The organism is Ruegeria sp. C8 (assembly GCF_056537565.1).
In genome coordinates this window covers 12,670-27,750 of record NZ_JBQFRV010000005.1, presented here as the reverse complement: position 1 = coordinate 27,750, position 15,081 = coordinate 12,670, and the positions used below count along the sequence as shown (strand labels likewise).

Genomic DNA, 15,081 nt, shown 5'->3' with positions numbered 1-15,081 from the left:
GCATGGCCCAGTTCCTCAACACAAAAGAAACCCTGGTGACAGAGGCGATAGACGGCCTTCTAGCCTCTTCTGGCGGTCAGCTCACCCGATTGGACGGCTACCCGCATATCAAGGTTGTTTACCGGTCGGGTTGGGACAAGTCGAAGGTCGCCCTGGTTTCTGGCGGAGGGTCTGGACACGAACCCGCCCATGCAGGGTTTGTTGGTGCCGGTATGTTGACAGCAGCGGTCTGCGGCGAAGTGTTCGCCTCACCCTCGGTGGAGGCAGTTTTGGCCGGCATTCTTGCGGTCACGGGTGAGGCTGGATGCCTGCTGATCGTCAAGAATTACACCGGTGATCGGTTGAACTTTGGACTGGCGGCGGAACGCGCCCGTGCATTGGGTCGCAAGGTTGAAATGGTCGTCGTCGATGATGACATCGCCCTGCCCGACCTTCCGCAACCACGTGGCGTGGCGGGTACCTTGTTCGTCCACAAAATCGCCGGAGCGCTTGCCGAAAACGGCGCTGACCTGGACACCGTCACCAAAGCAGCAAGAAACACCATAGCAAAGGTTGTCAGCATCGGCATGAGCCTGGACACCTGTACCGTCCCGGGATCTCCGAAAGAAGACAGGATCGCCCCCGGGAAGGCAGAGCTTGGCTTGGGCATCCACGGCGAGCCCGGTGTACAGCAAGTCGAATTCTCGAATGCCATATCGGCCATGTCCACAGTGGTGGAGAAGCTGAAGCAAAGGGTTGGGTCCGGGGATTGCGTGGCATTGGTCAACAACCTGGGTTCAACGACTCCGCTAGAAATGGCTGTCCTCACGCACGCGTTGTCCGAAACTGGTATTGCCCAACGTATCATTGGCCCTGCACCCATGATGACATCGCTCGATATGCATGGGTTTTCGGTTTCCATTTTGCCCGTAGATCAGGACGATTTGTCAGCCCTGGAAGCTCCCGTTGATCTGGCCGCATGGCCCGGGGTCAATTCCATCGACCCAATCAAAGTAGCACCATTGCCTGATGGCCTGACCCCAATCGATCCAATTCCTTCGAACAATCCCGCAACAAAGGAAACGATCACCCGGTTGTCTGAGCTGCTCATCAACGCCGAGAAAACCCTGAACGAGCTGGACGCGAAATCCGGAGATGGCGATACAGGAAGCACACTGGCCACTGCCGCAAGAGCATTGCAAGGTAGCCTTGACCGCATGCCGCTGGCCGATCTGACGCAGCTGTTTCCGGCGTTGGGCAACGAACTGAGCCAGACAATGGGTGGGTCATCAGGTGTGATCCTTGCGATCTTCTTCAATGCAGCCGGGGATGCCTGTGCAAGCGGAGCCTCCGTGCCGAAATCCCTGGTCGAGGGCCTGAACCGTGTCAGCCAGGTCGGAGGTGCCAAAGTCGGTGACCGGACAATGATTGACGCTCTGGCGCCGGCACTTACCGCGCTACCATCTGGTCTGACAAATGCGGCCGAGGCTGCCCGCGAAGGCGCGAACAACACCGCAAATATTCGTCGTGCCAAGGCGGGCCGGGCAGCCTATGTTCCCGAAGAAAACCTAGTTGGACATAACGATCCCGGCGCCGAGGCTGTTGCTTTGTTGTTTGAAGGCTTGGCGCGGGAGATTGAGGGCTGAAGAACACGTGGAAGACCAAAAACAAAAACTAGAATTGGTGAAAAAGCCAACCGTCAACGACCTCGCGCGCGTCGCGGGCGTCAGTCTCGCGACTGTTGACCGGGTCTTGAACAGACGCCCCGGCGTGCGGGCCGTAACCGTACAGAAAGTACAAAAGGCAATTGATGAGCTGGGCTATGTGCGCGATACGGCCGCGGCCAACCTTGCGCGAAACCGAGTTTACAACTTCCTCTTTGTTCTGCCGGACACTGACAACGAGTTTGTGGAGGCAATCAGCAGTCAGATCGCAGAACAATCCCGTGACCAATTTATCGAGCGGACCCGCATTGCGATAAAGAAGGTCGCCCCGTTCGAGCCGCAAGATATCGTCAACATTCTGGATGCTGTCGACAGTTTGGATGTAGACGGAGTCGCCGTTTTTGGGCCAGAAACGCCTTCTGTTCGCGATGCTGTCAAAAGGCTCAGGGACAAAGGCGTTCCGGTGGTTGCCTTGGTATCTGACTTGCCCAGTTCCGAGCGAGACCACTTTGTGGGAATCGATAACGTTTCGGCAGGACGAACCGCCGCTCAGCTGATGGGGCGGTTTGTCCATCGTGACGGCAAGGTCTTGGTTCTTACAGGATCCCGTTTGGCGCGTGACCACCTGGAGCGTCGCCAAGGCTTTGATATTGTTGTGGCCGAGGAATTTCCGCACCTCCAAGTCGTAGCGTCTGTCGAAGGCCGGGATGACCCAGATCTGATTTACAAGATGATGCCCGAAATCTTTGAAACCTATCCGGATCTGGTCGGAATATACTCGTCAGCAGCGGGTAATGCAGGACTGATTCAATTTCTTTCAGAGAACAGGTTCAGCAAGGATCTGGTGATCATAGCGCATGAGCTCACTCCGCTCAGTCGTGAGGCGCTTAGGCTTGGCACATTTGACGCCTTAATCTCACAAGACACCGGGCATATAGTTCGTTCCGCAGTCCGTCTATTGCGCGCAACTAAGGACAAGGTTCCGTTCAACAAAGCGCAGGAACGTATCCGTATCGACATCTATCTAAAGGAAAATTTACCGCCATAGAGGCTTAGGTTTTGGGGAGGAAATTTTATGAAGACGATCAAAGGTCCAGCTTTGTTTCTTGCGCAATTTGCGGGGGATGAAGCACCGTTCAATTCGTGGGACGCGATCACCAAATGGGCGGCTGATTGCGGATACAAAGGCGTTCAGGTCCCCAGTTGGGACGGCCGACTATTCGACCTTGAACAGGCCGCGTCCAGCACCGGCTATTGCGATGACTTCAAAGGCAAAGCCAGGGAGAATGGCGTAGAAGTCACCGAACTCTCAACGCATCTTCAGGGCCAGCTTGTGGCCGTTCACCCAGCCTATGACAGCGCGTTTGATGGCTTTGCTGCCGAAAGCGTTCGCGGGAACCCGAAAGCCCGGCAAGAATGGGCAGTGGATCAGGTCAAAAAGGCTCTGTCAGCGTCAAAGAACTTAGGCATTTCGGCACATGCGACATTCTCAGGCGCTTTGGCCTGGCCCTATGTTTACCCCTGGCCGCAGCGTCCTGCGGGCTTGATTGAAACGGCATTTGATGAGCTCGCTCGTCGTTGGGTACCGATCCTTGATCACGCCGAAGACTGCGGCGTTGATGTCTGCTACGAAATCCACCCCGGAGAGGACCTCCACGATGGTGTGACGTACGAGATGTTTCTGGAACGGACGGGAAATCACTCACGGGCCTGCATGCTATACGACCCGTCGCACTACATCCTGCAATGCCTCGACTATCTTGACAATATCGACATCTACAAAGACCGGATCCGGATGTTCCATGTCAAAGATGCCGAGTTCAACCCAACAGGGCGGCAGGGTGTTTATTCCGGATATCAAAGCTGGGTTGATCGGGCCGGGCGGTTCCGGTCGCTTGGTGATGGCCAAGTGGACTTCGGTGCGGTCTTCTCAAAAATGGCCGCGAATGACTTTGATGGCTGGGCTGTGGTCGAATGGGAATGCTGTCTCAAGCACCCCGAGGATGGCGCGCGCGAAGGCGCTCAATTCGTATCAGATCACATCATACGTGTGACCGAGAAAGCCTTTGATGATTTCGCCGACGGTGGCGCCGACGAAGCCGCCAATCGTAAAATGCTGGGGATTGAGTGATGGTCACAGGACGCAGTGAAGAAACCTCGGGTCGTATTCGCCTTGGCATGGTTGGCGGCGGAAACGACGCATTCATAGGCGGCGTTCATCGCATAGCCGCGCGACTGGACGACAAGTTTGAATTGGTCGCTGGTGCTTTGTCTTCGACGCCAGAGAAATCTCTGGAAAGTGGTCAGGCATTGGGGCTCGAACGGGTCTATGAAGACTTCAAACAAATGGCGATCCGCGAAGCCCGGCTGAAATCCGGAATCGAGGCGGTCTCAATCGTCACGCCAAATCACGTCCACTATGCAGCTGCGCGCGAGTTTCTGAAACGCGGTATTCATGTGATTTGTGACAAGCCACTCACCTCTACCCTTGCCGATGCAAAAAAGCTGGTCAAAGCAGCAGAAACCGCGAATGCCCTGTTCATTTTGACCCACAATTACACGGGCTATCCGATGGTTCGGCAGGCGCGTGAAATGGTTGCCAACGGCGATATTGGCAAGATTCGTGTGGTTCAGGTTGAGTACCCGCAGGACTGGCTGACCGAGCAGCAGGATTTCAAACAGGCTGAGTGGCGAACTGATCCCGAACGCTCGGGCGCGGGTGGATCAACCGGTGACATCGGAACCCATGCCTACAACCTCGCTTGCTTTGTAACCGGGCTGACAGCGGAAAGCCTGGCGGCGGACTTGCAGGCCTTTGTGCCGGGGCGCAAAGTCGATGACAACGCCCACGTCTTGCTTCGCTTCGAAGGTGGAGCGCGTGGTATGCTGTGGTCTTCTCAGGTGGCTCCCGGAAATGAAAACGCACTTCGTTTGCGGGTCTACGGCGAAAAAGGTGGGCTGGAGTGGGCCCAGGAAGATCCCAATTACCTTTGGTTCACGCCATACAACGAACCCAAGCGACTGATCACTCGAAATGGAGCTGGAGCTGGTGATGCTGCCAATCGGTTGAGCAGAGTCCCTCCGGGCCATCCCGAGGGATATCTTGAAGGTTTCGCCAATATCTATGGAGAGGCTGCTGAGGCAATCCAAGCTTTCCGGAATGGTATTTCACCTGATGCGTCGGTTGTTTATCCAACGGTTCATGATGGACTCAATGGTGTTGAGTTTGTAGCCGCATGTGTGCAGAGTTCTTCAAGGAATGCGGCTTGGGTCAGCTTAACTTAAATCCTGGTTGCGGGCGTAGGGCATGTATCTTGGAAGGCATCGTGGGTATCTACCAAAAACCGAAGCGCACAACCTATTAATGAACACTCCGGAACAACGAACCGCGAGCGTCGCTGAACCGGTGTCATGTGAAGCGATCTTCGGTTGCGTGATGACCGTTCATTGGAACGAGTACAAAAGGCTACTTAGCGTGCAAAGCCGTCTTTCAATTTTCGGGCCTCGCTAACTCAGCATCCTAACGCAGATGCGGCAACCAGCCTGTTCTTATTGAAAACAACGTGTTCTCGCGCAAAGAGTAGCAGCGCGGCCTGCACCGCCGCACTTGTTTTGGATCAGCGGGATTTGGACAAGCCAAACACCCCTAGCCATCAGCGGCAAGACGCTGCCTTCCCCCTCGGGCAACCCTACTAGACAACACCGTTTCCTCGGCTGCACATGCGAGCCGTACCTTTATTGTCGAACAGCATTGCCTCGCCTCCATCCGCGTTCGCCATACGGCTCATCAGCAGGAACAGGCACCTTCGGCGTATGATCTGCAAATCAGCCCTGATTTTCCAAAAGAAAGTCAGGATCAATGAAATCGGTCTAAGTGCAGGGTGAAGGAACTGACACAAGCATGGCAAGGTACTCTCGCTGGTGGTGGAACTAAGTGTCGCCTTGCATAGGGGGAATTGGCGGACTGAGGAGCAACTGTTTTCTGCAACTATATGTTAAGCAGTGATAAAAAGTTGGACTAAAAAATACTCTACTGAATATTCCACACTAGGAATGGAAACTGGCATTTCTAAGCCAAAGTCTGGGGTTTAATGAAAGGCCCGGTAAGATATATAAAACCGTCACTTCTACAGAGTGTAACGAACACATTCTTCGAAGCGTTTCGAACTTGCTGATGACGACAATGCGGAACAAATTGCCATCGGATGCTGAGCAATCAAGGACCGTACAGATCCCAAATCGAACTTCCAAAGTTGAGCCCCGCAAGTCCCGAGGTGCGAACGGCTCAGTTAGTGAAGCTCAAAGCAAAAGTATGATTTTGCAGGTAACGACATAGGTCGTTCCTTGCGCAATTCAGTTAAATCAAAGGTAATTCAGCTTCTTGGTCACCCAGAATAGAATTTCTGCCAACACCGAAATCGCGCCTGCTTCCTCGGTGATAACCAAGCCCGTACCTGATGCACCCAGCTTGGTCACCCTTGCACTTTGATCTTCCGGAATTTCTGCAACAACGATGAAGTCCGCCGCGCCAATCAACTCACGCAATGAAGGAAGCCCACTTCTGGCATCCAACGCCCCTTCGCTGGTAGCGGGTGGTATGTCCGAAATCGTGGTATCAAACTCCGCTCCAGGCATACTACGCAGTGCAACTCGAATAGTGTCGCCAACGGATATGTTTTGCAGGCTACTCAAAGGAAGTGTCGCAACCAGAACCCTGTCGCCTGGTACAATAAAATTGATTGCCCCTTGCAGAGTCGAAACCCGGTTTCCAGGGCGCAGGGTCAAGCCTGTCACCATGCCATCTGCAGGTGCGCGCACGACTGTTTGTTCCAATGCCCAACGCGCTTGGATCAGCAAATTCTCTATCTCAGCAACGCCAACATCGACCCCATCCACTTGCGCGGCAATACGCCGTTCAAGACCCGCCTTCCGCGCGTTTGCGGCGCGCAAGCCCGCATCAAGTTGCTCAATCGTTGAAACGGCTTCCTGAAGCTGGAACTCAGTGGACGCTCCCCGTTCGGTGAGACGGATAATATCATCGCGACGCGCCACACCAAAATCCAGTTGCGCGGACAATGAGGCGATGTCAGCCTCAGCCGCCTCAAGGTCGTGACCCAGCTGATCTGCCTCAGATTGGGCGGAGGCCAACGACGCTTCAAGTCGAGCGACCTCAGCGGCGAATTCCGTATCATCTATCCGGAAAAGAACATCCCCCTTTGATACCAACTCATTGGGCTCTGCTGCGACTTCTGTCACTGGTCCAGCAACATTTGGGGCAATGCTGATCACTGCACCTTGGACCGAAACCGTCCCGCTTGGTGTCGTGTGGTTCAGCGCGCCGATAACCACCAATGCAATCACGACACCACCGCCATAGATGAAGGTCTTTGAAACCGCGTTCCAAGGCAGCAGGCGAAGTTTTGAAAACACCAGCCATGCCAGGCCAAAATACAGCGCCAGAACGATTAGCATACCAGATACTCCACTGGATTCATTGGACCAGAAACCGAAGCATCTGAGCTCACTAAAGACGCACAAGACCAGGTTCGGCCGATTTGGCCATTATACAGTCTCAAGTAGCGTATCTGAAAGAGTGTGCTCTGAAAGGGCTCCTGGCGCTCCAATTGCAACAAGCCTAGTTTCGGGTTTACGCTCACCCCACACTTCATCCCGCGCGATGTCCATGCGTTTGCCGACGACCTGGACAAGAATGCGATGATCCGGATCCTCCTCACTGAAGACAAAACCCTTGAGACGATAGACATCACCGGGAAGCGACCGAATAGCGCTTCGGAGAGAAGAGAGGCTTATCGGGCGTTCCGCTTTCATCATAGTTGTCGAAAAGCCTTCTGAATGATCAGCGTGGTGGCAGCCGCAGCCGGGGCCATGTTCATGATGGTCAGGTACTTCTGTTTCTAGTTGTTCTGAGGCAAAGCGGCCGACTGAAAGAAGTATGTCCAGAGGGACGTTCGCATTGACAGCTTCGACCAAACGATAGCGACGAAAGCGAGACCCGAGCCAATCATGCACCTTCTGAACCGTAGCCCTGTCGACAAGATCAACCTTGTTCAAAATAACCATGTCCGAGAACGCAATTTGACGAAGCTTCAGTTCCATTTGTTCAGGCGCAGAAAAGAGCTGTTCCGCATCGACGAGACACATCAGGCTATCCAAGCGGATCATGTCCCGAAACTTCTGATCTGTGAATGTCATCGCAATTGATGACGGGTCCGACACTCCGCTTGCTTCAAGGACGATATATTCCGGTTTCTCAGGCCGGGCGAGAACGGCCTCTACCGTTTCGATCAGGTCGTCTCGGATCGAGCAGCACACGCAGCCATTCGCTAGACTCATCACATCATCTTCGAGGCCGACCACCAAGTCGGCATCGACGTTGATGGATCCAAAGTCATTCACCAGGACTGCCACTCGCAATCCGTGATTGCCGGTGAGGATGCGGTTTAGAAGCGTTGTCTTACCGGCTCCTAGAAAGCCGGTAAGGATCGTTACGGGGATTGCGGATGACGACCCAAATTCGATCATGTCGTTACTCCGCCTTCTTCTTTCGGTTCGGGATGACGTCATCGACCTTAATGACGAAATCGCTGGGCCATTCTGGATCAGGAGCCCGGAATACATCAGCTGGGTAGTATTCTTTGGGATCGATCTCCATGTCTCGGTACTTCTGATCTTGCTGTTCGGCACGTGATGACCGCGGTGCTGGCGGCTTGATTTCATCCGGCAGCGTGATCTTGCCTTCTGCTTCCATCTTGCCCAATTCGCGGAAGGGGGCGACAGATCCAGACTTTCCGGGAAGCGTCGCCTTCCGATACCAGATTGCATCCTTGGTTACGTTGACAACGGCGACATCCAAACCCCAGGCGAACAACCCATCATAGTGCGCTCGGATTCCCGCCAACATCTCAGCATCGATATCCTCGTCTTGCGTATAGTGGGTTACCATTGCAAGCCTTGGGCGCGCCTCAGCCATCATCTTACCGACCGCATAGTGCGAAGTATGGTGCGTATCGATCGTGTAGTTGAACAGCTCTTGCGGCAAACCGTATTTGTAGGTCATCAACTGACCGATATCTTGTCCGGACATTTCGGTCACAAACACATCCACGCCTTTTCCGTATTCAAGGCTCAGTTCATCAGGGCGGCCATCGCCGGTCCAAACAAAGCTCAGGCCATTCCAATCCAGCCGATACCCCACAGCTCCGTCCTTGGCGTGGCTACGAGGCCAGGACCGAACAGTCACGCCATCTTCGTCATAAACGATGCCACCTTCCTGGCGGAAATCGAATTCGTTGACCTCAATCTCATAGCCGTCCCCAATCGGGAATACATCAAAGGCCTCCAGATGCCATTTGAGCATTTGCTGCATGCCTTTAACCATTCCGGCCGTGCCAAGCTCGGGTGTCCGACCTGATGGACCGTGAATGCGAAGCGGTGTGTATCCACCAGACCAAGCCCGGAACGGGTAGATGTAAGGGATGTCGGCATAATGATCGACATGCAGGTGCGTAATGAAGATGTCGTTGATCAACTGACCCGGAACCTGCATCCCGATAATATTGCGAACACAACCTGACCCGAAGTCGAAGAAGAACCTCTTTCCATTCCCCAGCTCGACCATGATACAGGTGCCAGCCTGATCTTCGCGGGGCGGAAACGGGGTGGAACCACAAAACGATATCCGCATTTCGTCGGGGCCGAGCTCTTCGGACAGCGGGAAGTAGTTCGCGTTCGAACCTGTCATGTATTTTGTGGGGCGGAAGTACTCCGGCAGCGTGATACCGCCCGCAGGTCTGCCGCCGTAAGGGTTCTTTAGGCTTTCGCCTAGTGGTCCTTCTCCGGGGTGCGCCTGTGCGGTTCCTGTACCGTAGCTAACAGCACCGGTTGCGACCGCTCCTGCTGCCAGCCCCTGCATAACGTGTCGCCGGGAAGGGTTTTCGATGTCGTCAGATTGCTGGTTCGGTTCGTTTTTAAGATCTTTGCCGTTGTCTTCTTTTGTCATGGCCATGCCCTCAATTGGAAATGTTGCGAGGATCGCGCTTCACCATCCGGCGAAGTTCGTTCACGAGTTCAGATTTTATGTGGGCCCATTCCGCGCGCTCTGAGGCTGTGATCGATACATCATCCAGCAGCTCGGAAGCTTTCTTCAGGTCTTCGACGACCTCTTTGAGCAACGCATCCGTTTCGATACGCCCTGACAGCGCATCGGACAGCTCTGGAATCTCTTCTGTCAGGTCCACCGCCACTGGATTAATCCCGGCTCCCACTATCTATTCTCACATCGAGATGAGTGTGGTTGACCAAGCAGGCCAAGTGAGTCACCGTGAGTTGGGGGTGAGTTTGCCTTGAACAAAGCCAATGAATTGCCGATAGATCAACATGTTGAGCAGCCATCGCCGGATCTTGTCCGGGAAGCGCTCGAGCGCGTTGTATCGAGCGATGAGTTTCAAGCTTCACCCCGTCTCCAACAGTTTCTTACATACGTAGTCGAGGAAGCTATCGCGGGCCGCGGTCCCCAGATCCGAGGCAAAGCTATTGCCGTAGAGGTCTATGGGCGGCGCATTGATGGCAGTGGCGGCCAAAACCTCGTTCGCGTAGAAGCCAGGCGGCTGCGTCGGCTATTGCGCGAGTTTTACGAAGATCAATGGGACGGCGAGGGTGTTCGCATTTTTGTTGATCCCGGCGGATACAAGCCGCGGTTTTCATACGAGCCTACAATTGAAGACGGCGTATCAAATGCATGGAACGGCGATGAGCCCGGCGGGCGTCGGCGTTCGCTGCGACTGCTGCCAGTTGGATTGGGGGTCCTCGCAGTAGTCGTTGTGCTTGGCATCTGGACGAGCCAAAAAAACACAGGAGTACCGCCAACGGCTCAATCCATTGAACAAGCTGAACGTGCAGCACTTGGTGAGCAATCTTTGACAAGACTTCAGGCGGCCAACCTTGCAGATCAAGCCCGAGGCATGTTTTTTCCCGTTTTTGACGTCAAACGCCAGCAAATCGCACTGGGAATGTTCCAGCATGCAGCCGAGCTCGACCCAGCACTCTCCGATGGCTATGCGGGATCGGCACAGGTTTTGGCGACTCTGGCCATGCTGTCCCCGGATGAAGCGCAAAGAGAAGATCTCTTAGGTCAAGCTTCGGAACTATCTGAAAAGGCCCTTGAATTGTCCCCTGCTGATGCGTGGGCAAATGGCGCAAATGGTTGGATGTTGGCTGTCTATAACCAGCCAAACGAGGCTTTAAAATACGCCCGAATGTCCGTCGAATTGGGGCCGAAGGACGGCCATATTCTCGATCTTGTTGGTATCACTGCCATAGTTGCCAATGCCCCGGAACTTGCTGCCGAAGTCAGCAACCCGGAAAGAACCAGGTCTGGATCGGGTAGGTTTGGTGCGAGAAACATCTGGGGCGTGTCGCAACTCATGCTCGGGAATTACGAGAGTGTTGTCGAAGCCTTTCAGGGGGCGCCAGCTGCCGGAGCGCCAGTCAGTGCTCCTTCGCTCTTATTCCAAGCCGTTGCGCAAGATGAGTTGGGAAACACGGAAGAAGCACAACGGCTCATTACTGAAATGCGAAAAACGTGGCCCGAGTTTCCGTCTGAGTTTCTCGCTTACAGGATATTCAACAACGACAACGCTACGCGGAAATTGATACTGGAAACACTTAGCAAGTTTTGACAAACGGCCGATCAAAACGACAATGATGTGCGTCTAGAAGAGGACGTTTAAACCAATTATGGAGGTTGCCTAGTAATAAACCTTAGTCCTCACTTTGATTGACCGATGTCGGCCCAAAAGAGACTTTCACGGTGGTTTTTTGTTGTGGTGTTTGCAAACCCGCACAGCCGCCGTTCGCCGCACCTGCTCGTATTCGATAGTGGCCACCGCCTTAAGTGCGGCCAAAGCAGCCGTCGAAAGCATGACACCTAAGAACCAATCGAACCCGCAATTTTGCATTCGCGACCGGACTTTGAAAGCTCGCAAAACGCAAAAACCAGAGTTTTCAATGTAGCTTCGAACCTTTGCCGCATTAAGTTTTCGAATTGAGCTGACTTGACGGCAAGGTTGACTGAACGATCCGACGACGCTCTACTTTGAAGATGTTGCGAGAACTTGTTCCGCAATCCAGTCGAACACAAGCCTGGGACCTCGGCCCGAGTTGGTGTGGCTCCGAGACATCACATAACCGGCATCGCTGAAAACGAGATCGTCTGTAACGGTCACAAGGGAACCCTTGCTGAGCAGATCATCAATCAATCCAATCCAGCCCAACGCAACGCCTTCACCTGACAAAGCAGCCTGGGTGACCATGTCGTAGTTGTTGAAGCTTATGTAATTTTTCTTTCTTTCGCCCGTTACGCCTAAGCTATCAAACCACCCTTGCCAGGTTTGCCACGCGGCGGTTGCGGGTTTTGACAGACTCAAGAGTTGAACATTGAGCAAGTCTGCAGGATTTTGGATTGGCCCGATCTTCTCTAACAGCTGAGGACTGCAAACAGCAGCGACAACTTCTTCCAAGACTAGTATTTCATCAGGTTTGATCTGGTCCTTGGGCGCAACATGAATACGAATGTCGCAATCGGTATCATTCAGACTGGGTGGCACATTTGAAGCCAGAATCTGAAACTCAATTTCATCCCCGATTTCCTCCCGGAGATAACCAAGACGAGGCAGCAACCAGAATGTTGAGAAAGCAAAATCGGCTGAGATTCGAACACTGGGTTTAGTTTTGCGTTCCAGCAAAGAGTTTACCGCATAGTTCATCTGAGTCATAGCTGGTCTGACCACATTCAAAAGCCTCAAACCCTCGTATGTCAGTGAGACGCCCCGGTGCTCCCTCTTGAAGAGGACGACACCCAAATCAACCTCCAAACCCTTTATCCGTTGAGAGATAGAGGACTGGGTCAACCCGAGAGCGTCTCCCGCACTCGTAAAATTTCCATGCTTTGCGACCATTTCGAACGCATAGAGCGCCACGAGGTTCCGGCTTAGATTGGTATTAACTCGATTAATGTCATCCATAACTACTCAGCTACTGCAAAAGAAAGAAGAATTATACCAAAAACTATGCCAATGGGCGCGAGTGCAGCCCTGTGAAAGCAACACGGGAGCCAACGATAACAAAACAAAGTCACGGCCATGGGCTCGGACAGCCAGCCGACTAACGAAACTTACATGCGTACGCAGGCTCAAAGAATCTAATAATTTTAGAACGTTGTAACTCTTCAGACCCGTTAAGGTTGACGACGCGTTTTTGTGCATCGTTGGGTTCACTGGTTTCTAGGCAATTTGGGCTGTCGGACCAAATCTAGCAGACAGCCCCACTACAACAACCAAAACAGGGAGAAGTTGACTATGGCGATAAAGCCACCTCTTTCAGAACTTCCGATTAAGACCGCTGATAACGGTTTTTATCGGGGGTTCAGTGTAAACGTCACGGTTATCAGTAAGATCATCATCAGTTTGTTGGTCGTCTGGTGTATCGTTTGGCCAACCCAGGCTGGCAGAATCCTAGGCGATTGGAACGCAGCTATTCTGGCGCAGTTTGCGGCTTGGTACATCTGGGTCGTAACCGGATTTGTTGTCGTCTGTATTGGTTTGGCCATCTGGCCAGCTGCGGGACGTTTGAACCTTGGTGTCGAAGGTGAAAAGCCAGAGTTCTCGAATTTCTCCTGGTTTTCGATGATGTTCGGCGCAGGGATCGGGGTCGGGATGTTAACTTGGGCGGTTGCAGAACCCGTAGCTCACTTCAAGAACAACCCTTCGGTTATTCAGGGTGTCACTACAGCTCTAGATGCAGACAATGTGCGCACCGCCTACGTGTGGTCCTACCTACATTGGGGATTAGGCGCCTGGGCGTGCTATGCGATTGCTGGTCTGGCACTGGCATTCTTCAGCTACCGCCGCGGGCTTCCGCTTACAATCCGCTCATCCTTGACACCGCTCTTTGGCAAAGCACTGTCGGGCAACCTTGGACACCTGATTGATATCGTTGCCGTTGTTGCGACAATCCTCGGCGTGGCACAAACCTTGGGATTTGGTGTCGAGCAATTCGTGGCAGGTCTGACCCGTATCGGCATTGGTGGATTGGCTAATGCAGACGGTTCAGCCACAACACTGGGTATCATCGTCGCCTTGCTGGTCATTATGGGTGCCTCAACGCTGTCGGCTCTGTCCGGTGTGGGTAAAGGTATTAAGTGGCTGTCAAACATCAACATGGCTTTGTCGATCTTCCTTCTGGGATTCTTCATCCTGTTCGGAGCGACATTCTTTGGCGCCAAGGCCTTCTTTGTCGGTATCTGGGATTACTTGATCGCTTTGCCTTGGCTCAGCTTCAATGTTTACGCATCAGATGGCGTTGAGGGCTCCGAGGCTTTCCTATTAGCACAGTGGCAAGGCTGGTGGCCGGTGTTCTACTGGGCTTGGTGGATCGCGTTCGCACCCTTCGTCGGGTTGTTCCTAGCGCGCATCTCGCGCGGTCGGTCCATCCGTGAATTTGTGCTCGGCGCAATGATCGTACCGTCGCTGATGTGCTTTGTCTGGTTCGCGTGGGCCGGTGGTACAGCCATCGACCTGGAACTGAATGGCGGTGCCAATGGCACGATTTTGGACGCAGCCAATGGTGACAAAATCTTTGCCATGACTACGTACATGCTCGCGCCCATAGCGGAGTTCCTTGCCTGGGCAATGGCAGTGGTGATCGTAATCCTCTTGATGACGTTTCTAGTAACTTCCGCTGACTCGGCAGTGCTGATCGTGAACACAATCAACGCTGCTGGTGACGAAGGGCCCAAGGCCCGTCCGCACATCATGTTTTGGGGTGCGGCGCTGGCATTGGTCGTTGGAGGTTTGCTAATCTCTGGTGGAACGGGAGCAATCCAGACAGCTATGGTAATCGGTGCATTACCTTTCTCCATCGTCATGGCGCTGATGTGCATTGCGTTGATCAAAGCTATCTGGAACGACGGGCGCCGCGAAGCTGCCGGCATCGCATCAACTATTGATCCAGAAACCTCGACGATGCCAGCCGAATAAAATTCGCTTAGATAACAGTGACCCTGGGACGTTCCTAGGGTCACAAATATGAAGGCAGCCCATACAGCAATCCATCAGAAGTGCAGGTTTTTGCACTGTGCGTTGACTGGTTGATCGACATCAAAAAAACGATTTTGAATGAACTTGGCTACGTCAGCTTTCGAGCACTACCAGCATTGATTCACTGTGTAGCATTTTGCACATTGAGCTCCTTCCAGACCTCGGAGGCAGCGCAACTTCGAACCATACAACGCTACGTCGACCAGAACTCATCGCCACTTTCAGACATTTTTCAATACTTAAGGTCCTGCGTTGCAGCGTTCCCAAAACGGACCTTGGCTGGCTGCAGAGAAAGTACCGGGGTACGTTCAGATTTTTCAGAT

11 protein-coding genes and 1 pseudogene are annotated in these 15,081 nt (G+C 53.4%); 6 read left to right on the top strand and 6 right to left on the bottom strand.

Annotated features, from left to right (window positions below):
- The first annotated feature begins 2 nt into the window (after positions 1 to 2).
- Genes ACR0KL_RS08465 through ACR0KL_RS08450 form a run of 4 tightly spaced genes read left to right on the top strand, consistent with a single transcriptional unit; the run spans position 3 to position 4,928 of the window.
- Positions 3 to 1,625 carry a dihydroxyacetone kinase subunit DhaK gene (locus tag ACR0KL_RS08465; protein ID WP_170678221.1) on the top strand — a complete coding sequence of 541 codons (1,623 nt, stop codon included), beginning with the start codon at positions 3 to 5 and terminating at the stop codon, positions 1,623 to 1,625.
- A gap of 7 nt (positions 1,626 to 1,632) precedes the next feature.
- Positions 1,633 to 2,691 (top strand): LacI family DNA-binding transcriptional regulator, encoded by a 1,059-nt coding sequence (locus ACR0KL_RS08460; RefSeq protein ID WP_170678223.1) that lies wholly within the window; start codon positions 1,633 to 1,635, stop codon positions 2,689 to 2,691.
- 27 nt (positions 2,692 to 2,718) lie between these two features.
- Positions 2,719 to 3,774: a sugar phosphate isomerase/epimerase family protein gene (locus tag ACR0KL_RS08455; protein ID WP_170678225.1), complete on the top strand. Its 1,056-nt coding sequence runs from the start codon at positions 2,719 to 2,721 to the stop codon at positions 3,772 to 3,774.
- A complete protein-coding gene (locus tag ACR0KL_RS08450) occupies positions 3,774 to 4,928 on the top strand; it encodes a Gfo/Idh/MocA family protein (protein WP_480776874.1) in 1,155 nt (384 codons plus the stop codon). Before ACR0KL_RS08455 ends, ACR0KL_RS08450 begins: the two co-directional genes overlap by 1 nt.
- A gap of 1,077 nt (positions 4,929 to 6,005) precedes the next feature.
- On the opposite strand, the gene ACR0KL_RS08445 is transcribed toward ACR0KL_RS08450, so the two are convergent.
- From ACR0KL_RS08445 to ACR0KL_RS08430, 4 genes are all read right to left on the bottom strand, one after another.
- Positions 6,006 to 7,115 (bottom strand): HlyD family secretion protein, encoded by a 1,110-nt coding sequence (locus ACR0KL_RS08445; RefSeq protein WP_170642538.1) that lies wholly within the window; start codon positions 7,113 to 7,115, stop codon positions 6,006 to 6,008.
- A gap of 90 nt (positions 7,116 to 7,205) precedes the next feature.
- Entirely contained in the window at positions 7,206 to 8,186 is a 981-nt protein-coding gene (locus tag ACR0KL_RS08440; RefSeq protein WP_170551978.1) for a CobW family GTP-binding protein, read from the bottom strand.
- A 4-nt stretch (positions 8,187 to 8,190) separates the two neighbouring features.
- Positions 8,191 to 9,663, bottom strand: coding sequence for a guanitoxin biosynthesis MBL fold metallo-hydrolase GntH (gene gntH, locus ACR0KL_RS08435; protein ID WP_170678228.1), 1,473 nt, complete (start codon positions 9,661 to 9,663; stop codon positions 8,191 to 8,193).
- Between the two features lie 10 nt (positions 9,664 to 9,673).
- Positions 9,674 to 9,928 (bottom strand): hypothetical protein, encoded by a 255-nt coding sequence (locus tag ACR0KL_RS08430; RefSeq protein WP_170678230.1) that lies wholly within the window; start codon positions 9,926 to 9,928, stop codon positions 9,674 to 9,676.
- A 78-nt stretch (positions 9,929 to 10,006) separates the two neighbouring features.
- Between ACR0KL_RS08430 and ACR0KL_RS08425 the strand changes: the two genes are divergently transcribed.
- Positions 10,007 to 11,341, top strand: a complete 1,335-nt coding sequence (locus tag ACR0KL_RS08425) for a tetratricopeptide repeat protein (RefSeq protein ID WP_170678232.1) — start codon at positions 10,007 to 10,009, stop codon at positions 11,339 to 11,341.
- Between the two features lie 411 nt (positions 11,342 to 11,752).
- Here the strand turns inward: ACR0KL_RS08425 and ACR0KL_RS08420 are convergent, their stop codons facing one another.
- On the bottom strand, positions 11,753 to 12,436 hold the full coding sequence (locus tag ACR0KL_RS08420; RefSeq protein WP_480554849.1) for a LysR substrate-binding domain-containing protein: 684 nt from the start codon (positions 12,434 to 12,436) through the stop codon (positions 11,753 to 11,755).
- A 42-nt stretch (positions 12,437 to 12,478) separates the two neighbouring features.
- Positions 12,479 to 12,685: pseudogene (locus ACR0KL_RS08415) on the bottom strand (helix-turn-helix domain-containing protein); the annotation flags it as partial.
- Between the two features lie 333 nt (positions 12,686 to 13,018).
- Here ACR0KL_RS08415 and ACR0KL_RS08410 point away from each other — a divergent pair.
- The gene (locus tag ACR0KL_RS08410; protein WP_480776873.1) at positions 13,019 to 14,698 is read left to right on the top strand and encodes a BCCT family transporter; all 1,680 of its coding nucleotides are present in this window, start codon (positions 13,019 to 13,021) and stop codon (positions 14,696 to 14,698) included.
- Positions 14,699 to 15,081 lie beyond the last annotated feature (383 nt).

What these genes read in the sequence shown, in the direction of transcription:
- ACR0KL_RS08465 (WP_170678221.1), top strand. Translation starts at nt 3, where the DNA reads ATGGCCCAGTTCCTCAACACAAAAGAAACCCTGGTGACAGAGGCGATA.
- ACR0KL_RS08420 (WP_480554849.1), bottom strand. Translation starts at nt 12,436, where the DNA reads ATGACTCAGATGAACTATGCGGTAAACTCTTTGCTGGAACGCAAAACT.
- gntH (WP_170678228.1), bottom strand. Translation starts at nt 9,663, where the DNA reads ATGACAAAAGAAGACAACGGCAAAGATCTTAAAAACGAACCGAACCAG.
- ACR0KL_RS08440 (WP_170551978.1), bottom strand. Translation starts at nt 8,186, where the DNA reads ATGATCGAATTTGGGTCGTCATCCGCAATCCCCGTAACGATCCTTACC.
- ACR0KL_RS08450 (WP_480776874.1), top strand. Translation starts at nt 3,774, where the DNA reads ATGGTCACAGGACGCAGTGAAGAAACCTCGGGTCGTATTCGCCTTGGC.
- ACR0KL_RS08410 (WP_480776873.1), top strand. Translation starts at nt 13,019, where the DNA reads ATGGCGATAAAGCCACCTCTTTCAGAACTTCCGATTAAGACCGCTGAT.
- ACR0KL_RS08455 (WP_170678225.1), top strand. Translation starts at nt 2,719, where the DNA reads ATGAAGACGATCAAAGGTCCAGCTTTGTTTCTTGCGCAATTTGCGGGG.
- ACR0KL_RS08445 (WP_170642538.1), bottom strand. Translation starts at nt 7,115, where the DNA reads ATGCTAATCGTTCTGGCGCTGTATTTTGGCCTGGCATGGCTGGTGTTT.